A 20,507-nucleotide genomic window follows, 5' to 3' on the forward strand; every position below is an offset into this window, starting at 1 on the left:
ACTTCATTCTAGGGCCCTGTCGCACTGCGGCGTGCTGGCATCAAACAGCCCGAACCGAACCGTGACGAAGACGACGACCGGACGCCCGCCGGAAGATACCCACAGCGGAGCGGGTTCACAAAATTCCTGTGGATAACCATTCGCGACTGCTGGATCCGTACATTCTGAGCAGATGACAATCAACATCGACGATGCTCCGCCCGTGACTACGGTGGTGCAGGCCAGGGCACGGGTTTTCGACCTGATCGGCCACGCCATCCGCCGCCAGCTCTGGCTCATGGTTCTCGACGCTCACGGGCAACAGCTTTCGCTGCTGATTCCCATCGACGGCATTCCGCTTCGGCCCGAACCTGGTTCGGTGCGACCGTTTGCCGTGAAGATCAACGAAATTTTGGCCCGTGACGCTCCGGGAGGCAGCCTCATAGTGACCCTGGAACGACCGGGGTCAGCTGCCCGCACTGCCCCAGACCAGGCCTGGGCCGTGGAGTTGACCGAGTCCTTCGGCAAGCTCATGCGAATTACCGGCCTGTTCGTCGCTCACGATGACGGCGTGGCCGTTCTCGCTCCCTGATGGGCAGCGCCGACGAGGCAGCCGCACGGGGACGGCCTAGGCTGAGAAGATGAGTACAGTGCTGGTTCTGAACGGTCCCAACCTCGGTCGCCTGGGTAGTCGCGAGCCTGACGTGTACGGGTCGGCGAACCTGGACGACCTGCGCGAGCTGCTCGTCGCATCCGCTCGGGACGGGGTCACGATCGACCTGCGGCAGACCGACGACGAGGCTGAGCTAATCCAGTGGCTGTACGAAGCCGTTGACGAGCGGATGCCGGTCATTTTGAATCCGGCAGCGTTCACGCACTACAGCTACGCGTTGAGAGATGCCGCTGCCCTCGTCACCAAGGCGGGTCTGCTGCTGATCGAGGTGCACATCTCGAACCCACACGCTCGTGAGACGTTCCGCCACACGAGCGTGGTGAGCGCCATCGCGACCGGTGTCATTGCCGGTCTTGGCTTTGACTCCTACCGGCTGGCCCTGGACTTCGTCACCACTTAGTGACGCAGGGCCGAAAAGGTGCCTTTGGCGCCTGAGGCTTCGGCACCTAGACTCGTTAGGGTGCCATTTGCACCCGCGCACCTTATCAATTGAACGGAACACCCCTCCCATGGCTTCTACCGCTGATATCAGAAACGGCGTCGTACTCAACATGGATGGCCAGCTCTGGGCCGTCGTCGAGTTTCAGCACGTCAAGCCGGGCAAGGGTGGTGCCTTCGTCCGCACCAAGATGAAGAACGTCGTCTCGGGCAAGACCGTTGACCGCACCTTCAACGCCGGTGCCAAGATCGAGACCGAAAACGTTGATCGTCGCGACTTCCAGTACCTCTACAACGACGGCGACGCCTACGTCTTCATGGATGTGGCCGACTACGATCAGATCACCGTCTCCGCCGCGGTCGTGGGCGATGCGAGCAACTTCATGCTCGAAAACCAGGCCGTGACCGTGGCACTGCACAACGGAAACCCGCTGTACGTGGAGCTGCCGGCATCTGTCACCCTGGAAATCACCTACACGGAGCCGGGCCTGCAGGGCGACCGCTCCACCGGCGGCACCAAGCCCGCCACCGTGGAGACCGGCTATCAAATTCAGGTTCCGCTGTTCCTGGAGCAGGGCACCAAGGTCAAGGTCGACACCCGCACCGGCGACTACCTCGGCCGCGTCAACGAATGAGCGCACGTACCAAGGCTCGCAAGCGCGCCATCGATATCCTGTACGCAGCGGATGTGCGCCAGATCACCATTCCGGAGTCGCTCGCAACAGAAGCCGAGCGTGCAGCGAGTGAACCCGCTCGTCTCGCCTCCTGGCTGTACGCTCGTGAGCTCGTCGATGGGGTCGTCGACCACCGCGAAGAGATCGACGAACTGATCGAGACCTACTCGCAGGGCTGGTCGCTCGCCCGCATGCCCAACATCGATCGCGCCATTCTGCGCATCGGTATCTGGGAGATCCTCTACAACGACGCTGTGCCGCACGCCGTCGCGATCGATGAAGCCGTCGAGGCCGCGAAGATTCTCTCAACGGATGACTCGGCCGGTTTTGTCAATGGACTGCTCGGCAAAATCGCTCAAACCGCGCCGTCTGCCTAACGACCCGACCGGCAGGCTTGGCTAGCGCCGGGTGCGCCAGGGCGTCACCGAAGGACAGGAACATGGATAGCCTCGGACCGAATGGCTCCCGCGACGAGCCGCTTCAGCCCAACCCGTATGCGCCGCCGCTGCCGGGGCCAGCCCTTCCTTTTGTGAGCGTACCGAAGACCAACACCCTGGCGATCTTGTCGTTCGCATCGTCGTTCTTCATCGGCCTCGTTGCAATAATCACGGGGCACATCGCGCTCGGGCAGATTCGCGCACGCGGAGAACTCGGCCGGGGATTTGCGCTGGCCGGTCTCATCATCGGGTACGTCCGCGTTGCTGTGACAGCCATCCTTGTGGTGTTGCTGATCGTGTTCGCTTCCGCTGTCGGAGCGTTCTTCATCGCGCTGAATGCAGGCCTGACGTCCTCGGCGCCAACTGATTCGTCGGAATCGTCGGCGCCGATGGAATCGACTTCCCCGCTGCCGACCGGTCAGCTGGGCGCCGCCAACTTCGACGGCGGCTATCTCGAATTCGGTACCGGCGCCGTCATCGTCGACGAGTACATCGACCCGATGTGCCCGTTCTGCGCCCAGTTCGAAGAGACCAACGGAGAGCTGTTGGCCGCGGGCGTTTCGAGCGGCGTCATCACGCTTCGGGTGCACTCACTCACCTTTCTCGACCGAGTCTCGCAGGGCACGAACTACTCCAGTCGAGCATCCGCGGCGCTGACCTGCCAGGCCACGCTGAACCCGGATCAGACACTCGACTTTCTGTCAGCGTTGTTCGCCAGCCAGCCGCTCGAGGCAACTTCCGGGCTCAGTAATCGGGAGCTCGCAGACCTCGCTCCCGGTGCGGTCAGCATCGCCGCCTGCGCCGAAGCCGGGGATTACCAGGGCTGGTCGCAGCACAATACCGAGATGGCACTGAAGGGGCCGATCGACGGTTCTCAGATCGCGTCCGTGAAAGGCACCCCGACCGTGCTTGTTGACGGCGAACCGTACACCGGCAGCCTCACCGATATCGCCGAATTCTCTGGCTTCGTCGCCGCTGCTTTTTAACTCCCGTCTTTCTTGCCCGTGAGTTTGAACCGGTGGTGGTGTGGTGAGCCCGGCGCACCACCGGCTAAGGTAGAACTAATCAGACATCCTTTAATGATCCGTCCTGTGAGACGGGGAAGGAGGTCGGCATTTGGCGCACACCGTGCTCACCCAAGCTGACATCACCCGCGCGTTGACTCGAATATCTCACGAGATCCTGGAGTCCAATCGGGGGCCGGACAACCTCGTCATTCTCGGCATACCGACGCGGGGGGTGATACTCGCCCGCCGCATCGCGGAGATCATTCAACGGATCGAGCCAGCGGCAACCGCGCTGCGGGTCGGATCGCTCGACGTGACGCTCTATCGTGACGATCTCGCCCATGGCCGTACCCGCACCCCCTCTCGCACTGAAGTTCCTGGCAGCATCGACGATGCTACTGTCGTGCTCGTCGACGACGTGCTGTATTCGGGTCGCACCATCCGCAGCGCCCTCGACGCGCTCGGCGACCACGGCCGCCCGAACATCGTGCGCCTGGCCGTTCTCGTTGATCGCGGCCATCGTGAGTTGCCGATTCGCGCCGACTTCGTCGGTCGAAACCTGCCCTCAGCGACCGACGAACGCATCAACGTGCATCTTGAAGAGATCGACGGTGACGAATTCGTCTCGATCGACGGCGGGACTGACCGATGAGGCACCTTCTCTCCACCAAAGACCTCGCCCGCGACGAGGCCATCAGTCTGCTCGACATTGCCGAAGACATGGCCGATGTCGCCCAGCGCGAGGTCAAAAAGCTCCCGACCCTGCGCGGCAAGACCGTTGTGAACCTCTTTTTCGAAGATTCCACCCGCACCCGCATTTCCTTTGAGGCCGCTGCGAAGCGACTGAGCGCTGACGTGATCAACTTCAGCGCCAAGGGATCGAGCGTGTCGAAGGGTGAAAGCTTGAAAGACACCGCCCAAACCCTCGCCGCAATTGGTGCGGACGGCGTCGTCATTCGCCACCCAGCCTCCGGCGCCCCCGCCGTGCTCGCGGCGAGCGGGTGGATCGACGCCGGCATCATCAACGCCGGCGACGGTACCCACGAGCATCCGACCCAGGCCCTGCTCGACGCCTTCACCATCCGCCGCCGCATCCACGGCCAGGCTTCCCGCGGCCTTGGCCTCGACGGAGTCAGCGTCACCATCGTCGGCGACGTACTGCACTCCCGAGTGGCCCGCTCCAACCTCTGGCTGCTCACCACCCTCGGCGCGGAGGTCACGTTCGTCGCCCCACCCACCCTGTTGCCGAGTAACACCGCACTGTGGCCGGCTCGCTTCAGCTTTGACCTCGATGATGCGATCGATGCCGGCCCCGACGTGGTCATGATGCTGCGTATCCAGACCGAACGGATGAGCGCAGCGTTTTTTCCGAGCAGCCGCGAATACTCCCGAGTCTGGGGACTTGACGACGCGCGATTTGGCCGACTCGGTCCGGCTAGCATTGTTATGCACCCCGGCCCGATGAATCGCGGCCTGGAGATCTCTTCGGCTGCGGCCGACTCCGCGAACTCGACCGTACTCGAACAGGTCACGAACGGTGTCTCCGTGCGGATGGCCGCGCTCTACCTGCTCTTATCCGGTGATCGGAAGGAAACGAAGAATGTCGATTGACGGATTACAGCAACACGAACGGCACGAAAGCTGGCTCATTCGCGGCGCGACCCTGCCTAACGGAACGCGCACCGACATTCGTCTCGCTGATGGACGAATCGCCGAGCTTGGAACCGGCCTATCTGCGAGCGGCGCGCGCATGCTCGACGCCGACGGGCTCATCGCACTGCCCGGACTGGTCGACCTGCACGCCCACCTGCGCGAACCCGGTTACGAGCACAGCGAAACCGTACTGAGCGGCAGCCGCGCTGCTGCTCGGGGCGGATTCACGAGTGTGTTCGCTATGGCCAACACCCTGCCGGCCCAGGACACTGCCGGGGTGGTCGAGCAGGTACTCGCCCTCGGCGAGAGCGCCGGCTACGTTGACGTTCAGCCGATCGGTGCCGTCACCGTTGGCCTGGCCGGCAAACAGCTCGCCGAACTCGGAGCCATGGCATCGAGCAGGGCTCGCGTGCGGGTGTTCTCGGACGACGGATTCTGCGTCTCGGACCCGCTCCTCATGCGCCGTGCCCTCGAGTACGTCAAAGCCTTCGACGGAGTCATCGCGCAGCACTCTCAGGAACCACGCCTCACCGAAAAAGCTCAAATGAATGAGGGTGCCCTCTCCGGTGAACTCGGTCTCATCGGCTGGCCGGCCGTCGCCGAAGAATCGATTATCGCCCGCGATGTCCTGCTGGCCGAACACGTCGCCTCCCGCCTGCACGTCTGTCACGTCTCCACGGCCGGCTCAGTCGACGTGATCCGCTGGGCCAAGGCTCGCGGCATCAACGTGACGGCCGAGGTCACCCCGCACCACCTGCTGCTAACCGAAGACCTCGTGCGCGGTTATGATGCCCGGTTCAAGGTGAATCCGCCGCTGCGAGCCCGCGAAGACGTCGAGGCATTGCGCGCCGGACTCGCCGACGGCACGATCGACATCGTCGCAACCGACCACGCACCGCATCCGGTTGAAAGCAAGGACTGCGAGTGGGATGCCGCAGCCAATGGCATGGTCGGGCTGGAATCGGCACTCTCGGTCGTGCATGCCGCCGTTGTCGCGACCGGGCTGCTCGACTGGGCCGACATCGAACGCGTTCTGTCGCGCACTCCGGCCCGTATCGGGCGCCTTGCCGGTCAGGGTAACCCGATCGCGGTCGGTTCACCGGCCGAACTGGCGCTCTACGATCCGGCAGCGACCCGAGTATTCGGCCGCGCCGACTTGGCCGGTACGAGCTCGAACTCGCCGTATCTGTCGATGACGCTGCCCGGCGACGTGCGAGCAACATTCCATCGTGGCTACGCCACGATGCTCGACGGCGCGGTTCGCAGCAGCCTCGAGATAGCCGGCCACGCGAGCGGAGTAGTCACCCATGGATAGGTCCATTCCCGCCATCATCACAGGGCTTGTTCTGCTCGGCGTTCTCGTTCTTATGTGGCGCAGTTGGCGAAAGCGCAGTCGACGCGATGCCGCTCTCACCGCCGGCTATCCGATGCCGGATAATTCCGGAGCCGCACTGGCCGGTGCCGAGACCTATTATGTGGCGACCACCCCCCGCGATGCGCCCCTTGAGCGCCTGGCCATTGGCGGGCTGGGCTTTCGTGCCCGCGCCGCTGTCACCGTGACCGAGGCCGGCGTAACGCTCGACCTCGATGGTAACCAGCCGGTGTTCATTCCCGGCAGTGCTATCGACGCGGTTGGTGCGGCCCAGGTGGCCATCGACCGGGTAGTCGAAACCGATGGTCTGGTGCGCCTGAGCTGGCGTCTGGCCACGGGTAGCGCTTCCGGGCCCGACGACCGCCGCGCCGTTGACAGCTTCTTTCGCATCATCGATCCGAATGATCGTGCTCGCCTCGTCGACACGATTCAAACCATTGCCGCCACGGCCCATCAAGATGAAAGCGAGGCCTGACATGCCCGACTCGACCGCTCCAGACCAGGCAGAAGCAATCCAGGCTGTTCCAACGGATGCCTCACCGACCGACGCCGTCGCATCCGCTGCCGTCGCATCCGCTGCCGGCGTATCGCCTGAACGCAGTAGCACCTTCTCGGTTACCGACCGCCCCGGCCCGGCCGTACTCGTTCTGGAAGACGGCCGCCGCTTCGTGGGCCGCCGCTACGGCAGCGAGGGCCAGACGCTCGGCGAGATCGTCTTCGCTACCGGCATGACCGGCTACCAGGAGACCCTGACCGACCCGTCCTACGCCGGGCAGATCGTGCTTATGACTGCCCCGCACGTCGGCAACACCGGAATGAACGATGAGGATATGGAGTCCCGCCAGCTCTGGGTGGCCGGCTTCATCGTGCGGGAACCGGCGCGGATCGCCTCGAATCATCGTGCCACCCGCACCCTCGACGACGACCTCGAAGCAAACGGCGTCGTCGGGATCAGCGGCATCGACACCCGGGCGATCACCCGCCACATCCGCTCGAAGGGCGCGATGAAGAGCGGCATCTTCTCGGGCGACCTGTTCGGCTTGTCCGACAGCGAACAGCTCGAACGCGTGCTCTCCGGCGCGGCCATGCGCGGCCGCAACCTCTCCTTCGAGGTCTCGACCGTCGAACCCTTCTCGATTCCCGCCCAGGGCGAACGCATCGGGTCGGTCGCCGTCCTCGACCTCGGGGTGAAGACCAGCACGCTGACCTACCTCGCCGAGCGCGGGTTCGAGGTACTCGTATTGCCGCAGTCGGTCACCGCAGAGCACGTTCTCTCCTTGAAGCCCTCTGCCCTGTTCTTCTCCAACGGACCCGGTGACCCGGCCGCGTCCGACGCCCACGTCACCCTGCTGCAGGAGGTGCTCCGTGCGGGCATTCCCTACTTCGGTATCTGCTTTGGCAACCAGTTGCTTGGCCGGGCACTCGGGTTTCGCACCTATAAGCTGCCGTTCGGGCACCGGGGCATCAACCAGCCCGTGCTCGACAAGACCACCGGACGGGTGGAGATCACTTCGCAGAACCACGGATTCGCCGTCGACATGCCCATCGAAGGCATACACGACTCGCGCGCTGGCTTCGGACGCGTGGAAGTGAGTCACTATAGCCTCAACGACCAGGTGGTCGAAGGCATTCGCTGCCTCGACATCAACGCTTTTTCGGTGCAATACCACCCGGAGGCCGCCTCTGGCCCGCACGACGCCAACCACTTGTTCGATCGATTCAGAGACGTTGTGCTGGCTTCGCAGCACGGCACTGCAGGAGAAACCAAATAATGCCCAAGCGCGACGATATCAACAGTGTCCTTGTCATCGGCAGCGGCCCGATCGTCATCGGCCAGGCCTGCGAGTTCGACTACTCGGGCACGCAGGCCTGCCGCGTGCTGCGCGAAGAAGGCGTGCGCGTCATCCTCGTCAACTCCAACCCGGCCACCATCATGACCGATCCCGACTTTGCCGACGCGACCTACATTGAACCGATCACGGCCGAGATTCTCGAGACGATCATCGCCAAGGAACGACCGGATGCGATTCTGCCGACCCTGGGTGGGCAAACCGCCCTTAACGCGGCGATCCAGCTGCATGAGCGCGGAATTCTTCAGAAGTATGACGTCGAGCTGATCGGCGCGAGCTTCGACGCCATCAACAAGGGCGAAGACCGCATGATCTTCAAGCAGCTCGTACTGGACGCCGGCGCCGGCGTGGCCCGCTCATTCATCGCCCGTACGGTGGAGGAAGCTGTCGGCTACGCCGCCGACCTCGGCTACCCGCTGGTCGTTCGCCCCTCTTTCACGATGGGCGGCCTCGGCTCCGGCTTCGCCTATACCGAGGTGGAATTGCGCCGCATCGTCACCGATGGACTGCACCACAGCCCGACCACCGAGGTTCTGCTCGAGGAATCTATTCTCGGCTGGAAAGAGTACGAACTCGAAATGATGCGCGACACGGCCGACAACACCGTCGTGGTCTGCAGTATCGAGAACGTCGACCCGGTGGGTGTGCACACCGGCGACTCGATCACCGTGGCCCCGGCGCTCACCCTGACCGACCGGGAATTCCAGCACCTGCGCGACATCTCGATCGACATCATCCGTGCTGTCGGTGTCGATACCGGCGGCTGCAACATCCAGTTCGCGATCAACCCGGCCGACGGCCGCGTCATCGTGATCGAGATGAACCCGCGCGTCTCTCGTTCCTCAGCCCTGGCCAGCAAGGCAACCGGCTTTCCAATCGCCAAGATCGCCGCCAAGCTCGCCATCGGCTACCGTCTCGATGAAATCCCCAATGACATCACCGGTGTCACCCCGGCGAGCTTCGAACCGACCCTCGACTATGTCGTGGTCAAGGTGCCGCGTTTCGCGTTCGAGAAGTTCCCGGCGGCCGACCAGCGCCTGACCACGACCATGAAGTCCGTCGGTGAGGCCATGGCCATCGGTCGCAGTTTTGCATCCGCCCTGCAGAAGGCGCTGCGCTCGCTCGAGAAGCGCGGCTCAAGCTTTCACTGGGGTACGGAGACCCGCACGGTTGACGAACTGCTCGCCGTTGCCGAAATTCCTACCGACGGCCGCATCGTCACGGTGCAGCAGGCCCTCCGCCGTGGCGCGACCATCGACCAGGTCTTCGCCGCCACCAAGATCGACCCATGGTTCCTCGATCAGATCGTTTTGATCAACGAGATTGCCGAGCAGGTCAAGGCCGCCGACCGGCTCGACCGCGACGTCATGATCCTCGCCAAGGACCACGGCTTCTCCGACGCCCAGATTGGCGAGTTGCGCGGTTTTGGCGAAGCGGATGTTCGCACCGTGCGCCACATTCTCGGCGTGCGCCCTGTGTTCAAGACCGTCGACACCTGCGCGGGGGAGTTCCCCGCCCTCACGCCCTACCACTACTCCAGCTACGACGACGAGACCGAGGTCGTCGCCAGCGACCGCCGCAAGGTCGTCATCCTGGGCTCCGGTCCGAACCGCATCGGGCAGGGTGTCGAATTCGACTACTCCTGCGTGCACGCCTCTTTCGCACTGTCCGAAGCCGGCTACGAGACCATCATGATCAACTGCAACCCGGAGACGGTCTCCACCGATTACGACACGAGCGACCGGCTCTACTTCGAGCCGCTGACCCTCGAAGACGTGCTCGAGGTCATCTACGCCGAGAGCCAGAGCGGCGAACTCGTGGGTGTGGTCGTGCAGCTCGGCGGCCAGACCGCATTGGGCCTCGCCCGCGGCCTGGAAGCGGCCGGAATCCCCATTCTCGGCACCACCCCCGACGCGATCGACCTCGCCGAGGAGCGCGGCCTGTTCTCGAAGATCCTCGATAACGCCGGTCTGCTGGCCCCGCGCAATGGAACGGCAATCGACTTCGGCGGTGCCGTCGTGGTGGCCGAAGAGATCGGCTATCCCGTGCTCGTGCGCCCGAGCTATGTGCTCGGCGGCCGCGGCATGGAGATCGTTTATGATTCCCCGTCGCTCGCCGACTATTTCAAGCGGATGGCCGGGCAGGGAATCATCGGAGCGGGGCATCCGCTTTTGGTGGACCGTTTTCTCGACGACGCGATCGAGATCGACGTCGACGCCATTTACGACGGTCACGAGCTCTACATTGGCGGCGTCATGGAGCACATCGAAGAGGCCGGGATCCACTCCGGCGACTCGAGTTGCACCCTGCCGCCGGTCACCCTCGGCCGCGCCGAGATCGACCGGGTGCGCGAAGCTACCCTCGGCATTGCCCGCGGCATCGGGGTCAAGGGCTTGCTCAACGTGCAATTCGCCATCGGCGCCGGTGTGCTCTATGTGCTCGAGGCCAACCCGCGTGCCTCGCGCACGGTGCCGTTCGTCGCGAAAGCGCTCGGCATCACGCTGGCCAAGGCCGCGGCGCTGATCATGGTCGGTACGACCATCGCGCAGCTGAAAGCTGATGGCAAGCTGCCGCTCATCGACGGCTCCCGTGTGCCGATTGAATCGCCGGTCGCTGTGAAGGAAGCCGTGCTGCCGTTCAACCGGTTCCGCACCCCTGAGGGCCTCGTCGTCGACTCGATCCTCGGTCCGGAGATGCGCTCCACCGGCGAGGTCATGGGTATCGACCGCGACTTTCCGCGGGCCTTCGCCAAGAGTCAGTTGGCCGCTTACGGCGGAATCCCGCTCTCCGGTACGGTCTTCGTGTCGGTCTCCGACCGCGACAAGCGCGCGATCATCCTGCCCATGCTGCGACTGCAGCAGCTTGGCTACGAGATCACAGCGACCATCGGTACCGCCGAGGTACTGCAGCGAAACGGTATCCGTGCCCGAGTCGTGACCAAGTTCAGTGAGAAGGAGGGGGAGGACGACGTCTCCATCGTCGAACTCATTCGCCGCGAAGAGATTCAGATTGTCATCAACACCCCCGGCGGCAGCACGGCCAGGGCCGACGGCTATGAGATTCGCGCGGCCGCCGTCGCCGGTGACCTGCCCCTGTTCACCACGATTGCCGAGCTCAGCGCCGCGGTCGCCTCGATCGACTCGATCCGCGACGGGTTCGAGGTGACCTCGCTCCAGGAGTACGCCACAGCGCGAACGGCCCTGTTGTGACGGTGTCGGCTGAGCCGGTCGTCTCCTTCGGCGACCGACTCGCCGGCGTGTTCGCCACCCAAGGCCAGCTGTGCGTGGGCATCGACCCGCATTCCTGGCTGCTGCGCGAGTGGAACCTACCCGACACGGCTGCCGGCGCCGAATCGTTCGGCCGCGCGGTTGTTGCCGCTGCGGCCGGCCGGGTCGGCCTGGTCAAACCGCAGGTCGCCTTCTACGAACGTTTCGGTTCGGCCGGTTTTGTCGCACTCGAACGGGTGCTCGCCGACGCCCGGCACGCCGGTCTGCTCGTGATCGGCGACGCCAAACGCGGCGACCTCGGCACGAGCGCGCTGGCCTATGCCGAGGCCTGGCTCTCTCCCGGTTCCCCGCTCGAAGTGGATGCCCTCACCCTGGCCGCGTACATGGGTGTCGGTTCGCTTGATTCGTCGCTCAGTCTCGCGGCTGCACATGGTAAGGGTGTCTTCCTGCTCGCGGCGACGTCCAACCCCGAGGCCGCGGACATTCAGCAAGCGATCGTGGCCGAGGGAAGCCACGCCGGTTCGAGTGTCGCCCGCGCCATTCTCGATGAGGTCGGAGAACGGAACGCTTGCACCAGCGGAACCATCGGGGGTGCAGCATCCGCTGGGGTAGCGCCCGGTCTCGGGTCGATCGGTGTCGTGCTGGGGGCCACTCTCGACCTGGCCGTCTTTGGCATTGACGTGCACCAGACGCCGACCGAATTTCGAACACCCGTGCTCGCACCGGGCTTCGGACATCAAGGGGGGAATATTATGGATCTGATCTCGATATATGGCGGATACGCCGATGGGGTTATCGTGAGTGAATCGCGCAGTGTGCTCTCGGCCGGACCCCACCGAATCGAAGAAGCCATTGAGCGCCGAGTAGCCGAGGTAGGTGCCGTTCGTGGCTGAAAATCGTCCAACCCCGCCCGAAGTCGACCGGGTGGCTGCCTCGCGCGCCGCTGTTGCGGCCCGCCGCGCTCGCGCTCACGTCAAGGCTGAGGTCGCCTCCGGTGAACGTACCGCGCTCGAGGTGCTCGCCGCAGCGATTGCGGACCCGATCGGAGTGGAGGGCCGGCTGCGAGTGACCGAGCTGCTCGTGAGTATTCCGGCCATCGGCGTGACCAAGATGCAGCGCATCATTCACCGGTTGGAGATTTCGCCGTCCAAACGCCTCGGCGGGCTCGGCCGTCACCAGCGCGATCGGCTGCGCGATTTTCTCTCTGAACGGCCAGCTCTGCGGCATAGCGCCATCGACTCCAAGCTCATCGTTCTGGCTGGCCCCACTGCCGTCGGCAAGGGAACTGTTGCCGGCTATATTCGCGAGAACTACCCTGACGTGTTGCTCTCCGTTTCAGCGACGACCCGAGCGCCGCGCCCGGGAGAGATTGAGGGAGTCAGCTACTTCTTTGTCTCCGATGACGAGTTCGATGGAATGATCAGGGCTGGCGAATTGCTCGAGTGGGCCAAAGTGCACAACGCGTACCGCTACGGCACCCCCCGCGGGCCGGTCGACGACGCCATCGCTGCAGGTAACAGCGTGCTCCTTGAAATCGATCTGCAGGGCGCTCGCGCCGTTCGACGGGCCATGCCGGAAGCCCGCCTCGTCTTCCTCCTGCCACCGAGCTGGGAGGAACTGGTGCGCCGCCTGATCGGCCGCGGCACCGAAGACGCGGCGGAACAAGCTCGCCGTCTGGAGACCGCAAAACTAGAATTAGCAGCTCAGGGCGAGTTCGATTATCGCGTAATCAACCACGATGTCGGCGACGCCGCTCGTGAGGTCGTAGACTTGATGGAGATCAGCGCTGCATCCAGCATGCCCTAGCGCCCGTTTCTGCTGAATTCCTGCGTGTCCTGCGACGCGTTTGCCCTTTCCATGTACTCGTTCAACAACAGATTCGCACAGGCCCCAGGCCGTGCTTAATTAGGAGTGTGACACCAATGGCGAACAAGCCCACTGGCATCATTGACCCGCCCATCGACGACCTGCTGTCCAAGGTTGACTCGAAGTATGCCCTCGTGATTTTTGCGTCCAAGCGTGCGCGCCAGATCAACGACTACTACGCCGACCTGCACGAAGGCAGCCTGTTCGACAACGTCGGACCGCTCGTCGACTCAACCGTCGAAGACAAGCCGCTCTCGGTTGCGCTGCGCGAGATCAACGACGACAAGCTCGTCTCCCGCCCGATCGTCGAGGCCTAAAACACCCCACCCGAAGCGCGCAGGATGAAGACACCTCGCACGATCGTCGTCGGTATCACCGGCGGCATCGCGGCGTACAAGGCAGTCAACATCGTGCGCGCTTTCGTGTTGAACGGCGACGCGGTGCACGTCGTCGCCACCGCGGCTGCCCTGCGCTTCGTGGGCCAGCCGACCCTGGAAGCGATTTCGCGTAACCCGGTGCACACCGATCTCTACGAGGGCGTCGCCGAGGTGCGTCACGTTGCCATCGGCCAGGGCGCCGACCTCATCGTCGTGGCTCCGGCAACGGCCAACAGCATCGCCAAACTCGCCGCCGGCCTCGCCGACGATCTGCTCGGCAACACGATTCTGGCCAGCACCGCGCCGCTTGTGATCGCTCCGGCCATGCACACCGAAATGTGGAACAACGCGGCCACGGTCGCCAACGTCGCCACACTACGATCGCGCGGCGTCACCATCGTCGGCCCCGGCGTCGGCCGTCTCACCGGCACCGATACCGGTGCTGGGCGCATGGAGGAGCCCGAGACCGTCGTGGCGGTGGCTTTGGCTGTGCTCGACCGACGGCAGCTGGCCTCTGAGCCCGCGGCATCCGCTCTGCACGATCTCACCGGCCGCCGGGTGCTGATCAGCGCTGGCGGCACCAGGGAACCGCTCGACCCGGTGCGGTTTCTCGGCAATCGGTCAAGCGGAAAGCAGGGCGTCGCACTCGCCCAGGCTGCGCTGGCCCGGGGAGCTCACGTCACCCTGGTAGCTGCCAACCTCGAAGTGCCGGTGCCGACCAGCGTCACCACCGTCGTGGTCAACAGCGCCCTGGAGATGCACGAGGCTATGACACTCGCGGCCGAATCGGCCGACGTCATCATCATGGCCGCTGCGGTGGCCGATTATCGACCCAAGACCGTGCAGCTCGACAAAATCAAGAAAGAAGCCGTGGGGGACACCCTTACCCTGGAACTTGTCAGAAATCCCGACATTCTGGCCGGTCTCTCTGCTTCGCGCCGACGGGGGCAGCTGATCATCGGCTTCGCCGCGGAGACTGAAACGGATGCCGATCAGCTGCTCGCGCTCGGCCGCGCCAAAATCTCTCGCAAGGGGTGTGACTACCTGGTCGTGAACCGGGTAGGCCTGGGCGCCGGTTTCGGCACGGAACGTAACACCGTGACGGTGCTCGATCGCCACGGAGTTATAGTGAATGAGGCCTCCGGAAGCAAAGTGTCGGTGGCCAATTGCATACTTGACCTGATCGGCTAGCGTCCGCTGCGACAGGCAACAATTCCTACGTTTTCATTCAAAACTACGTTTTTTAGTAAACAGAGACGGGCCAGATGAGCGATCTTCGCCTCTTCACCTCGGAATCAGTCACCGAAGGTCACCCCGACAAGATCTGCGACCAGATCTCCGACAGCATTCTCGACGCGCTGCTCGCCGACGATCCGCACAGCCGGGTCGCCGTCGAGACGCTCGTCACCACGGGACTCGTACACGTGGCCGGCGAGGTCACCACCGAGGCCTATGTCGAAATTCCGTCGATCGTGCGCAAGTGCATCACCGACATCGGCTACGACTCCTCGGACGTCTGGTTCGACGGCCGATCCTGCGGGGTTGAAATCTCCATCGGTGGGCAGTCGCCCGATATCGCCCAGGGCGTCAACAACGCCTTCGAGACGCGCGAACAGTCCAGCCTCGATGACTTCGACCGGCAGGGCGCCGGTGACCAGGGCATCATGTTCGGTTACGCCACCCGGGAGACCCCCGAACTCATGCCGATCCCCATCTGGATCGCCCACCGCCTGGCTGAACGCCTCGCCTTCGTGCGCAAGAGCGGCGAACTCGATTACCTGCGGCCCGACGGCAAGACCCAAGTCACCATCGGTTATGACGGAATCATTCCGCGCACCGTCGAAACCGTCGTGGTGTCAACCCAGCACGCACCCTCGGTGTCCACCGAGCAGTTGCGCCTCGAGGTTGAAGAACTCGTGATTCGTCCGGTTCTCGACCTGATCGACCTCGATTCCTCGTCGCTCACGACCCTGATCAACCCCACGGGACGCTTCGAAATCGGTGGCCCGCAGGGCGATGCCGGCCTGACGGGTCGCAAGATCATCATCGACACCTACGGTGGATCGAGCCGCCACGGCGGCGGTGCGTTCAGCGGCAAGGACCCGTCCAAGGTCGACCGGTCTGCCGCCTATGCCATGCGCTGGGTCGCGAAGAATGCTGTCGCAGCCGGCCTGGCTGAACGCCTCGAGGTGCAGGTCGCCTACGCGATCGGCAAGGCTTCTCCGGTTGGCCTGTATGTCGAAACTTTCGGCACCGGTGTGTTGCCCGATAAGGAGATCACCGCGGCTATCCGCGCGGTGTTCGACCTGCGGCCGGCAGCAATCATCCACTCCCTTGACCTGTTGCGTCCCATCTACGCGCAGACGGCGACGTACGGTCACTTTGGCCGGGAGCTGCCCGACTTCACCTGGGAGCGCCTCGACAAGGTCGACGACCTGCGTAGCGCCGCCGGCCTCTGAGACCGGCGCAGTCATGACGCACTCCGGCCTCGTCGCACGGGTGCTGATCGAGTCCCCCCTGCCGCAACTGGACCACCTGTTCGACTACGGCGTACCGGCCGAACTGGTGGGCGAGGTGGCGGCCGGCATGCGCGTCAAGGTGCCCTTTCGCTCCGGTGGGCGCGTCGTCGACGCGTATGTGATCGAGTTGTTCGATCCGCGAGCAGCGCGCTCGGAATCCGCCCGTGAAACGGATGTCGCCTTCCGCGGCGCACTCAGTCCGCTCGACTCCCTGGTGTCGACTGCCGTGGTGCTCACGCCAGCCGTCTGGACACTGGCTCGCCGGCTGGCGGATCGCGCCGCCGGGAACGCGAGTGACATCATTCGCCTGGCGGTACCACCGCGGCAGGTGCGCGTGGAAAAAGCCTGGCTGGCCGCGCGGGTCGTCATCTCTGAGCTCGGCAACCGGACCGATTTGCGCACCACCGCGGTCCCGACGGTCGAGACCGACGCCCCGGCGCCGCCAACCGCCGCGATCGCTTTGGCAACACCCGCTTTCGTCGGCTACCCGACCGGTCGCCTCGACAGCGCCATCATGGAGCACCACCGCGTGGCCGTGGCGGCGATCCCCGAACTCGTGCAACTGGCCGACGGGCGCACCGTCGGCCGCTGGGCGCAGACCCTGGCCGAACTCGCCGTGGCCACGGTCGGTGCCGGGCAGAGCGCTATTCTCTGCGTGCCGGACTTTCGTGACCAGGACCAGGTGCAGGCAGTCCTGGACCAACTCGCACCGACGGTGCCGCTCTGCCGGGTCGATGCCCGCCAGCCGAACCCGGATCGGTACCGGGCGTTTCTGGCCTGTCTCGAACCGGTCCCGCGCATCATTCTCGGTAACCGGTCGGCCGTGTACGCCCCGGCGCACGAGCTCGGCCTCATTGCCGTCTGGGACGACGGCGACCCGCTCTACACCGAACCGCTGAGCCCCTACGTGAACACCAGGGACGCGGCCCTGGTACGGCAACAAGACAGCGACTGCGGCCTCGTACTGCTCGGGCACTCGCGCAGCGTCGAAACCCAGCGCCTGGTTGAACTCGGGTATCTCGCCGAAGTGAACCCGGCCGCCGACCGGCACCCGCGCATCATTCCCACCGACTATCAGTCCGAGCCCGACCAGCAGGCCCGCGCGGCTCGTATCCCGTCGGCCGCGTGGCAGGCCGCCCGGGAGGCACTCGTCCACGGACCGGTGCTCGTGCAGGTCGCCAGCCCCGGCTACGCGCCCATGCTGGCCTGTCAAACCTGCAAGAAAGCCGCCCGCTGCACCCACTGCCAGGGCCCGCTCGGGCTCAAATCCGCGTCGGCGCTACCGTCCTGCCGCTGGTGCGGCGCCCTCGCTGCCGGCTGGACCTGCACGCACTGCACGGGAACCAAGCTGCGCGTCGTCACCCTTGGCACCGGGCGCACCGCCGAAGAACTCGGCCGCGCCTTTCCGGGGGCACGGGTGATCGTCGCCGACGGAGAACACACGATTCAGACTCTCGGAGCCCAGCCGGCTCTCGTGATTGCCACCCGGGGCGCCGAACCGGTGCCGACCGGCGGTTACCGTGCCATCCTCATCCTCGACGGAGAGCGGATGCTCGCCCGTGAATCGTTGCGCGTCGCTGAGGACTGCCTGCGCTGGTGGGCCAACGCGGCCGCCCTCGCCGCGCCCGGCGCTCCCGTGCTGCTCGCGGGCGTTGGCGGTGGCCTCGCCCGGGCACTCAACTCCTGGCGGCCGGATATCTTCGCCGCGAGCGAACTTGCCGACCGGCGCCAGTTGCGGTTTCCGCCGGCCGTGCGTGTCGCTTCGGTTACCGGCACCGCCGCCGACGTCGACGCTGCCCTCGCCGATCTCGGCGCGGTGGCAGGCCTCGACATACTGGGCCCGGTCGATACCGAGGCCCCCCTGGTGCGTGCGGTCGTTCGGTTCGGCTACGCCCGCGGCGATGAAGTGGCCCACGCGCTCAAGGCGGCGGTCGTGCGGAACGCCGCCAAACGCCGCAAGCCGAAGTCGGGTTCGTTCCAACCGGCACCTACACTTAAAGTTCGATTCGACGACCCGGAGCTGATCTAAATGAAACTCGTCTTTGCCGGCACGCCCGAGGTCGCGCTGCCCAGCCTCACTGCCCTGGCCAGCTCCGATCACGAGATTGTCTCCGTGATCACTCGAGCGGATGCCCCGCTCGGGCGCAAGCGCACCCTCACCGCGTCGCCGGTCGGGCAGGCCGCGACGCAGCTGGGCTATCCGGTGCTGAAGACCAACCGGCTTGACGCTTGGGCGACCGAGACCATCCGGGCCCAGCACCCCGACCTCGGCGTCATCGTCGCCTACGGCGGCATTGTGCACGAGCCCCTGCTCTCCGTTCCCCGTCTCGGTTGGATCAACCTGCACTTTTCTCTCCTGCCGCGCTGGAGGGGGGCCTCCCCGGTACAGCGCGCCGTCATCGCCGGTGATGAACTCACCGGCGCCGCAGTGTTCCAACTGGTACCAGAACTCGATGCCGGCGACGTTTTCGGTAGTTTTTCCCGGCCGCTCGGCGCGCATTCCACTTCGGGCATACTTCTCGAGGAGCTTAGCCACAGCGGCGCCGATCTGCTTCTGCGGGTAGTTTCTGAGCTCGCCGCTGGCACTGCCCTGGCCGTGGCGCAGACCGGGGAGGTTACGCTCGCGCCCAAACTTGCGCGGGACGACGCGCGCATCGATTTCAGCCGACCGGCAGCATCCGTTTATAACCATATTCGCGGTGTGACCCCGGAGCCGGGTGCGTTCACCACCGTGAACGGCGCGGTACTGAAACTTCTCGAGGTCGCACCCAGTGTCGACCAACCCAACCTGCCTGTCGGAAGTATTGTGCAGCGCGAAAAGATCGTGCTGGTGGGCACAGCGAGCGAACCCCTGGTTCTGCTTCGCGTGCAACCGGCCGGAAAGACAGCAATGAGTGCGAACGACTGGTGGCGCGGAGTGGCAACAGAATCGGTGATGGCATCATGAGTGACGATCGTGCCGGCTCGGCCCGGGCTAACTCGGCCTGGGCTAACTCGGCCCGCGCGGCCGACTCGGAACCGTCGGGCAATGCCCGGTCCCGCCAGGCCCCCGCCGACTTCGTTCAGCCGGCGCGACGCATTGCCTACGAGGTGATCGCGGCCGTGCGGGAATCCGACGCGTACGCGAACTTGCTGCTGCCGACCCGCATTCAACGCGCCGCCCTTAATACGGCGGATGCCGCCCTCGCGACCGAGCTCACCTACGGCACCCTGCGCATGCAGGGGTTCTACGACCGTGTGATCGCCCTCGCTGCTAAGCGACCGGTCAGCGCCATCGATCCGGCCATTCTCGATGTGCTCCGACTTGGCGCCCACCAACTGCTCGCGACCCGCGTTGCGACCCACGCCGCGGTTAACGAATCCGTCTCGCTCGCGAAGCAGGTCGGCTCACGTTCCGCGACCGGTTTCACCAACGGGGTCCTACGCACCATCTCCCGATCGAGCGCCGAGGAATGGCGTGGCCGGGTGCTCGAAGGTGCGGTCAACGTCGATGACCGGCTCGCCGCCGAATACTCCCATCCGGCCTGGATCGTGCGGGCCTTTCGGCAGGCCCTGCGTGCCGAAGGTCACGAAGATGAGCTGGCCGATCTGCTCGCCGCCGACAATATGGCGGCGAAGGTCAATATGGTTGCGTTGCCCGGCCTCGCCACCGACGCCGACCGCGAACGGCTGGGCCTCTCCGATGAATTCTCGCCGGTCGGATTCGTGTTGGACTCCGGAGACCCGTACCACTTGGTGACGGCGACGGCGGGTCGCATTCGAGTGCAAGATGAAGGATCGCAGATCGCCGCTTTGGCACTGAGCCGCGCCCGGCCGATCGTTGCGGGGGAGCGGTGGCTCGACCTCTGCGCCGGACCCGGTGGCAAGGCCGCCCTGCTCGCCTCCGAGGCACGCGCCGGGGGAGCCGTTCTCGTGGCCAACGAGCTCGTTCCCGCCCGGGCGACGCTCGTGCGCACCGCTCTTGAGGCCCTCCCCGAGCCAATTCCGGTGTGGGAAATCGACGGCACCACCATCGGCCAATCGCACCCGGAAACCTTCGACCGCATTCTGCTTGATGCCCCCTGCACCGGCCTTGGTGCCCTTCGGCGCCGACCCGAGGCGCGTTGGCGCAAGCAACCCAAGGACGTCGCTGACCTGGCTGGCCTGCAGTCCGGACTCATCGATGCGGCACTGCTCGCGCTCAAGCCCGGCGGCATCCTCGCCTATGTCACCTGCTCACCGCACATCGCGGAGACGCGGGCGATCGTCGCCCTCGCCGTGCGTAAGGCCGGCGGCGCCGTGACGGCGCTCGACACCGCGGCCGTCGTGCAGTCCTTCAGTGCGGCGAACCTCGACCTGCCCGCCGACACCGGAAGCGTGCAACTGTGGCCGCACCGCCACGGTACCGACGCCATGTTCATCACTCTGCTGCAGCGCTCCGACGAGTAGGCGCCCC

19 protein-coding genes are annotated in these 20,507 nt (G+C 65.0%); all 19 read left to right on the forward strand.

All coding sequences use genetic code 11. From position 1 onward, the window contains the following. The first annotated feature begins 172 nt into the window (after positions 1–172). The 19 genes from E3T51_RS07215 (at position 173) to E3T51_RS07305 (ending at position 20,500) form a co-directional block, all read left to right on the forward strand. Positions 173–571 carry a hypothetical protein gene (locus E3T51_RS07215; RefSeq protein ID WP_134529124.1) on the forward strand — a complete coding sequence of 133 codons (399 nt, stop codon included), beginning with the start codon at positions 173–175 and terminating at the stop codon, positions 569–571. 49 nt (positions 572–620) lie between these two features. Further along, the gene (locus E3T51_RS07220) at positions 621–1,052 is read left to right on the forward strand and encodes a type II 3-dehydroquinate dehydratase (protein WP_134529126.1); all 432 of its coding nucleotides are present in this window, start codon (positions 621–623) and stop codon (positions 1,050–1,052) included. Positions 1,053–1,161: 109 nt separating this feature from the next. After that, positions 1,162–1,725, forward strand: a complete 564-nt coding sequence (gene efp, locus E3T51_RS07225) for an elongation factor P (protein ID WP_092107753.1) — start codon at positions 1,162–1,164, stop codon at positions 1,723–1,725. Beyond that, positions 1,722–2,141 carry a transcription antitermination factor NusB gene (gene nusB / locus E3T51_RS07230; RefSeq protein WP_134529128.1) on the forward strand — a complete coding sequence of 140 codons (420 nt, stop codon included), beginning with the start codon at positions 1,722–1,724 and terminating at the stop codon, positions 2,139–2,141. Before efp ends, nusB begins: the two co-directional genes overlap by 4 nt. A 62-nt stretch (positions 2,142–2,203) precedes the next feature. Further along, a complete protein-coding gene (locus E3T51_RS07235; RefSeq protein ID WP_134529130.1) occupies positions 2,204–3,187 on the forward strand; it encodes a thioredoxin domain-containing protein in 984 nt (327 codons plus the stop codon). A 130-nt stretch (positions 3,188–3,317) separates the two neighbouring features. Further along, a complete protein-coding gene (pyrR, locus tag E3T51_RS07240) occupies positions 3,318–3,860 on the forward strand; it encodes a bifunctional pyr operon transcriptional regulator/uracil phosphoribosyltransferase PyrR (RefSeq protein ID WP_134529132.1) in 543 nt (180 codons plus the stop codon). Next, complete coding sequence (locus E3T51_RS07245) at positions 3,857–4,819, forward strand: aspartate carbamoyltransferase catalytic subunit (RefSeq protein WP_134529134.1); 963 nt, start codon at positions 3,857–3,859, stop codon at positions 4,817–4,819. The genes pyrR and E3T51_RS07245 overlap by 4 nt, the downstream gene beginning before the upstream one ends. Beyond that, the gene (locus E3T51_RS07250) at positions 4,809–6,176 is read left to right on the forward strand and encodes a dihydroorotase (RefSeq protein ID WP_134529136.1); all 1,368 of its coding nucleotides are present in this window, start codon (positions 4,809–4,811) and stop codon (positions 6,174–6,176) included. Before E3T51_RS07245 ends, E3T51_RS07250 begins: the two co-directional genes overlap by 11 nt. Next, positions 6,169–6,708 (forward strand): PH-like domain-containing protein, encoded by a 540-nt coding sequence (locus tag E3T51_RS07255; RefSeq protein WP_134529138.1) that lies wholly within the window; start codon positions 6,169–6,171, stop codon positions 6,706–6,708. The genes E3T51_RS07250 and E3T51_RS07255 overlap by 8 nt, the downstream gene beginning before the upstream one ends. A gap of 1 nt (position 6,709) precedes the next feature. Then, positions 6,710–8,005 carry a glutamine-hydrolyzing carbamoyl-phosphate synthase small subunit gene (gene carA / locus E3T51_RS07260; RefSeq protein ID WP_134529140.1) on the forward strand — a complete coding sequence of 432 codons (1,296 nt, stop codon included), beginning with the start codon at positions 6,710–6,712 and terminating at the stop codon, positions 8,003–8,005. Beyond that, a complete protein-coding gene (gene carB / locus E3T51_RS07265; RefSeq protein ID WP_134529142.1) occupies positions 8,005–11,292 on the forward strand; it encodes a carbamoyl-phosphate synthase large subunit in 3,288 nt (1,095 codons plus the stop codon). The genes carA and carB overlap by 1 nt, the downstream gene beginning before the upstream one ends. Beyond that, complete coding sequence (gene pyrF, locus E3T51_RS07270) at positions 11,289–12,203, forward strand: orotidine-5'-phosphate decarboxylase (protein ID WP_134529144.1); 915 nt, start codon at positions 11,289–11,291, stop codon at positions 12,201–12,203. The genes carB and pyrF overlap by 4 nt, the downstream gene beginning before the upstream one ends. Then, positions 12,196–13,116 (forward strand): guanylate kinase, encoded by a 921-nt coding sequence (gene gmk / locus E3T51_RS07275; RefSeq protein WP_134529146.1) that lies wholly within the window; start codon positions 12,196–12,198, stop codon positions 13,114–13,116. The genes pyrF and gmk overlap by 8 nt, the downstream gene beginning before the upstream one ends. Before the next feature lie 116 nt (positions 13,117–13,232). After that, a complete protein-coding gene (rpoZ, locus tag E3T51_RS07280; RefSeq protein WP_092107764.1) occupies positions 13,233–13,493 on the forward strand; it encodes a DNA-directed RNA polymerase subunit omega in 261 nt (86 codons plus the stop codon). A 24-nt stretch (positions 13,494–13,517) separates the two neighbouring features. Next, positions 13,518–14,744 (forward strand): bifunctional phosphopantothenoylcysteine decarboxylase/phosphopantothenate--cysteine ligase CoaBC, encoded by a 1,227-nt coding sequence (gene coaBC, locus E3T51_RS07285; RefSeq protein WP_134529148.1) that lies wholly within the window; start codon positions 13,518–13,520, stop codon positions 14,742–14,744. Positions 14,745–14,818: 74 nt separating this feature from the next. Then, complete coding sequence (metK, locus tag E3T51_RS07290; protein WP_134529150.1) at positions 14,819–16,012, forward strand: methionine adenosyltransferase; 1,194 nt, start codon at positions 14,819–14,821, stop codon at positions 16,010–16,012. A gap of 13 nt (positions 16,013–16,025) precedes the next feature. After that, a complete protein-coding gene (locus tag E3T51_RS07295) occupies positions 16,026–18,101 on the forward strand; it encodes a primosomal protein N' family DNA-binding protein (RefSeq protein ID WP_134529152.1) in 2,076 nt (691 codons plus the stop codon). Beyond that, positions 18,102–19,019, forward strand: a complete 918-nt coding sequence (gene fmt / locus E3T51_RS07300) for a methionyl-tRNA formyltransferase (RefSeq protein ID WP_134529154.1) — start codon at positions 18,102–18,104, stop codon at positions 19,017–19,019. Further along, positions 19,016–20,500 (forward strand): RsmB/NOP family class I SAM-dependent RNA methyltransferase, encoded by a 1,485-nt coding sequence (locus E3T51_RS07305; protein ID WP_134529156.1) that lies wholly within the window; start codon positions 19,016–19,018, stop codon positions 20,498–20,500. The genes fmt and E3T51_RS07305 overlap by 4 nt, the downstream gene beginning before the upstream one ends. Positions 20,501–20,507 lie beyond the last annotated feature (7 nt).

The sequence above is a fragment of the Cryobacterium serini genome, from assembly GCF_004404025.1.
Taxonomy (GTDB): domain Bacteria; phylum Actinomycetota; class Actinomycetes; order Actinomycetales; family Microbacteriaceae; genus Cryobacterium; species Cryobacterium serini.

What these genes read in the sequence shown, in the direction of transcription:
- E3T51_RS07215 (WP_134529124.1), top strand. Translation starts at nt 173, where the DNA reads ATGACAATCAACATCGACGATGCTCCGCCCGTGACTACGGTGGTGCAG.
- E3T51_RS07220 (WP_134529126.1), top strand. Translation starts at nt 621, where the DNA reads ATGAGTACAGTGCTGGTTCTGAACGGTCCCAACCTCGGTCGCCTGGGT.
- efp (WP_092107753.1), top strand. Translation starts at nt 1,162, where the DNA reads ATGGCTTCTACCGCTGATATCAGAAACGGCGTCGTACTCAACATGGAT.
- nusB (WP_134529128.1), top strand. Translation starts at nt 1,722, where the DNA reads ATGAGCGCACGTACCAAGGCTCGCAAGCGCGCCATCGATATCCTGTAC.
- E3T51_RS07235 (WP_134529130.1), top strand. Translation starts at nt 2,204, where the DNA reads ATGGATAGCCTCGGACCGAATGGCTCCCGCGACGAGCCGCTTCAGCCC.
- E3T51_RS07245 (WP_134529134.1), top strand. Translation starts at nt 3,857, where the DNA reads ATGAGGCACCTTCTCTCCACCAAAGACCTCGCCCGCGACGAGGCCATC.
- E3T51_RS07250 (WP_134529136.1), top strand. Translation starts at nt 4,809, where the DNA reads ATGTCGATTGACGGATTACAGCAACACGAACGGCACGAAAGCTGGCTC.
- E3T51_RS07255 (WP_134529138.1), top strand. Translation starts at nt 6,169, where the DNA reads ATGGATAGGTCCATTCCCGCCATCATCACAGGGCTTGTTCTGCTCGGC.
- carA (WP_134529140.1), top strand. Translation starts at nt 6,710, where the DNA reads ATGCCCGACTCGACCGCTCCAGACCAGGCAGAAGCAATCCAGGCTGTT.
- carB (WP_134529142.1), top strand. Translation starts at nt 8,005, where the DNA reads ATGCCCAAGCGCGACGATATCAACAGTGTCCTTGTCATCGGCAGCGGC.
- rpoZ (WP_092107764.1), top strand. Translation starts at nt 13,233, where the DNA reads ATGGCGAACAAGCCCACTGGCATCATTGACCCGCCCATCGACGACCTG.
- coaBC (WP_134529148.1), top strand. Translation starts at nt 13,518, where the DNA reads ATGAAGACACCTCGCACGATCGTCGTCGGTATCACCGGCGGCATCGCG.
- metK (WP_134529150.1), top strand. Translation starts at nt 14,819, where the DNA reads ATGAGCGATCTTCGCCTCTTCACCTCGGAATCAGTCACCGAAGGTCAC.
- E3T51_RS07295 (WP_134529152.1), top strand. Translation starts at nt 16,026, where the DNA reads ATGACGCACTCCGGCCTCGTCGCACGGGTGCTGATCGAGTCCCCCCTG.
- fmt (WP_134529154.1), top strand. Translation starts at nt 18,102, where the DNA reads ATGAAACTCGTCTTTGCCGGCACGCCCGAGGTCGCGCTGCCCAGCCTC.
- E3T51_RS07305 (WP_134529156.1), top strand. Translation starts at nt 19,016, where the DNA reads ATGAGTGACGATCGTGCCGGCTCGGCCCGGGCTAACTCGGCCTGGGCT.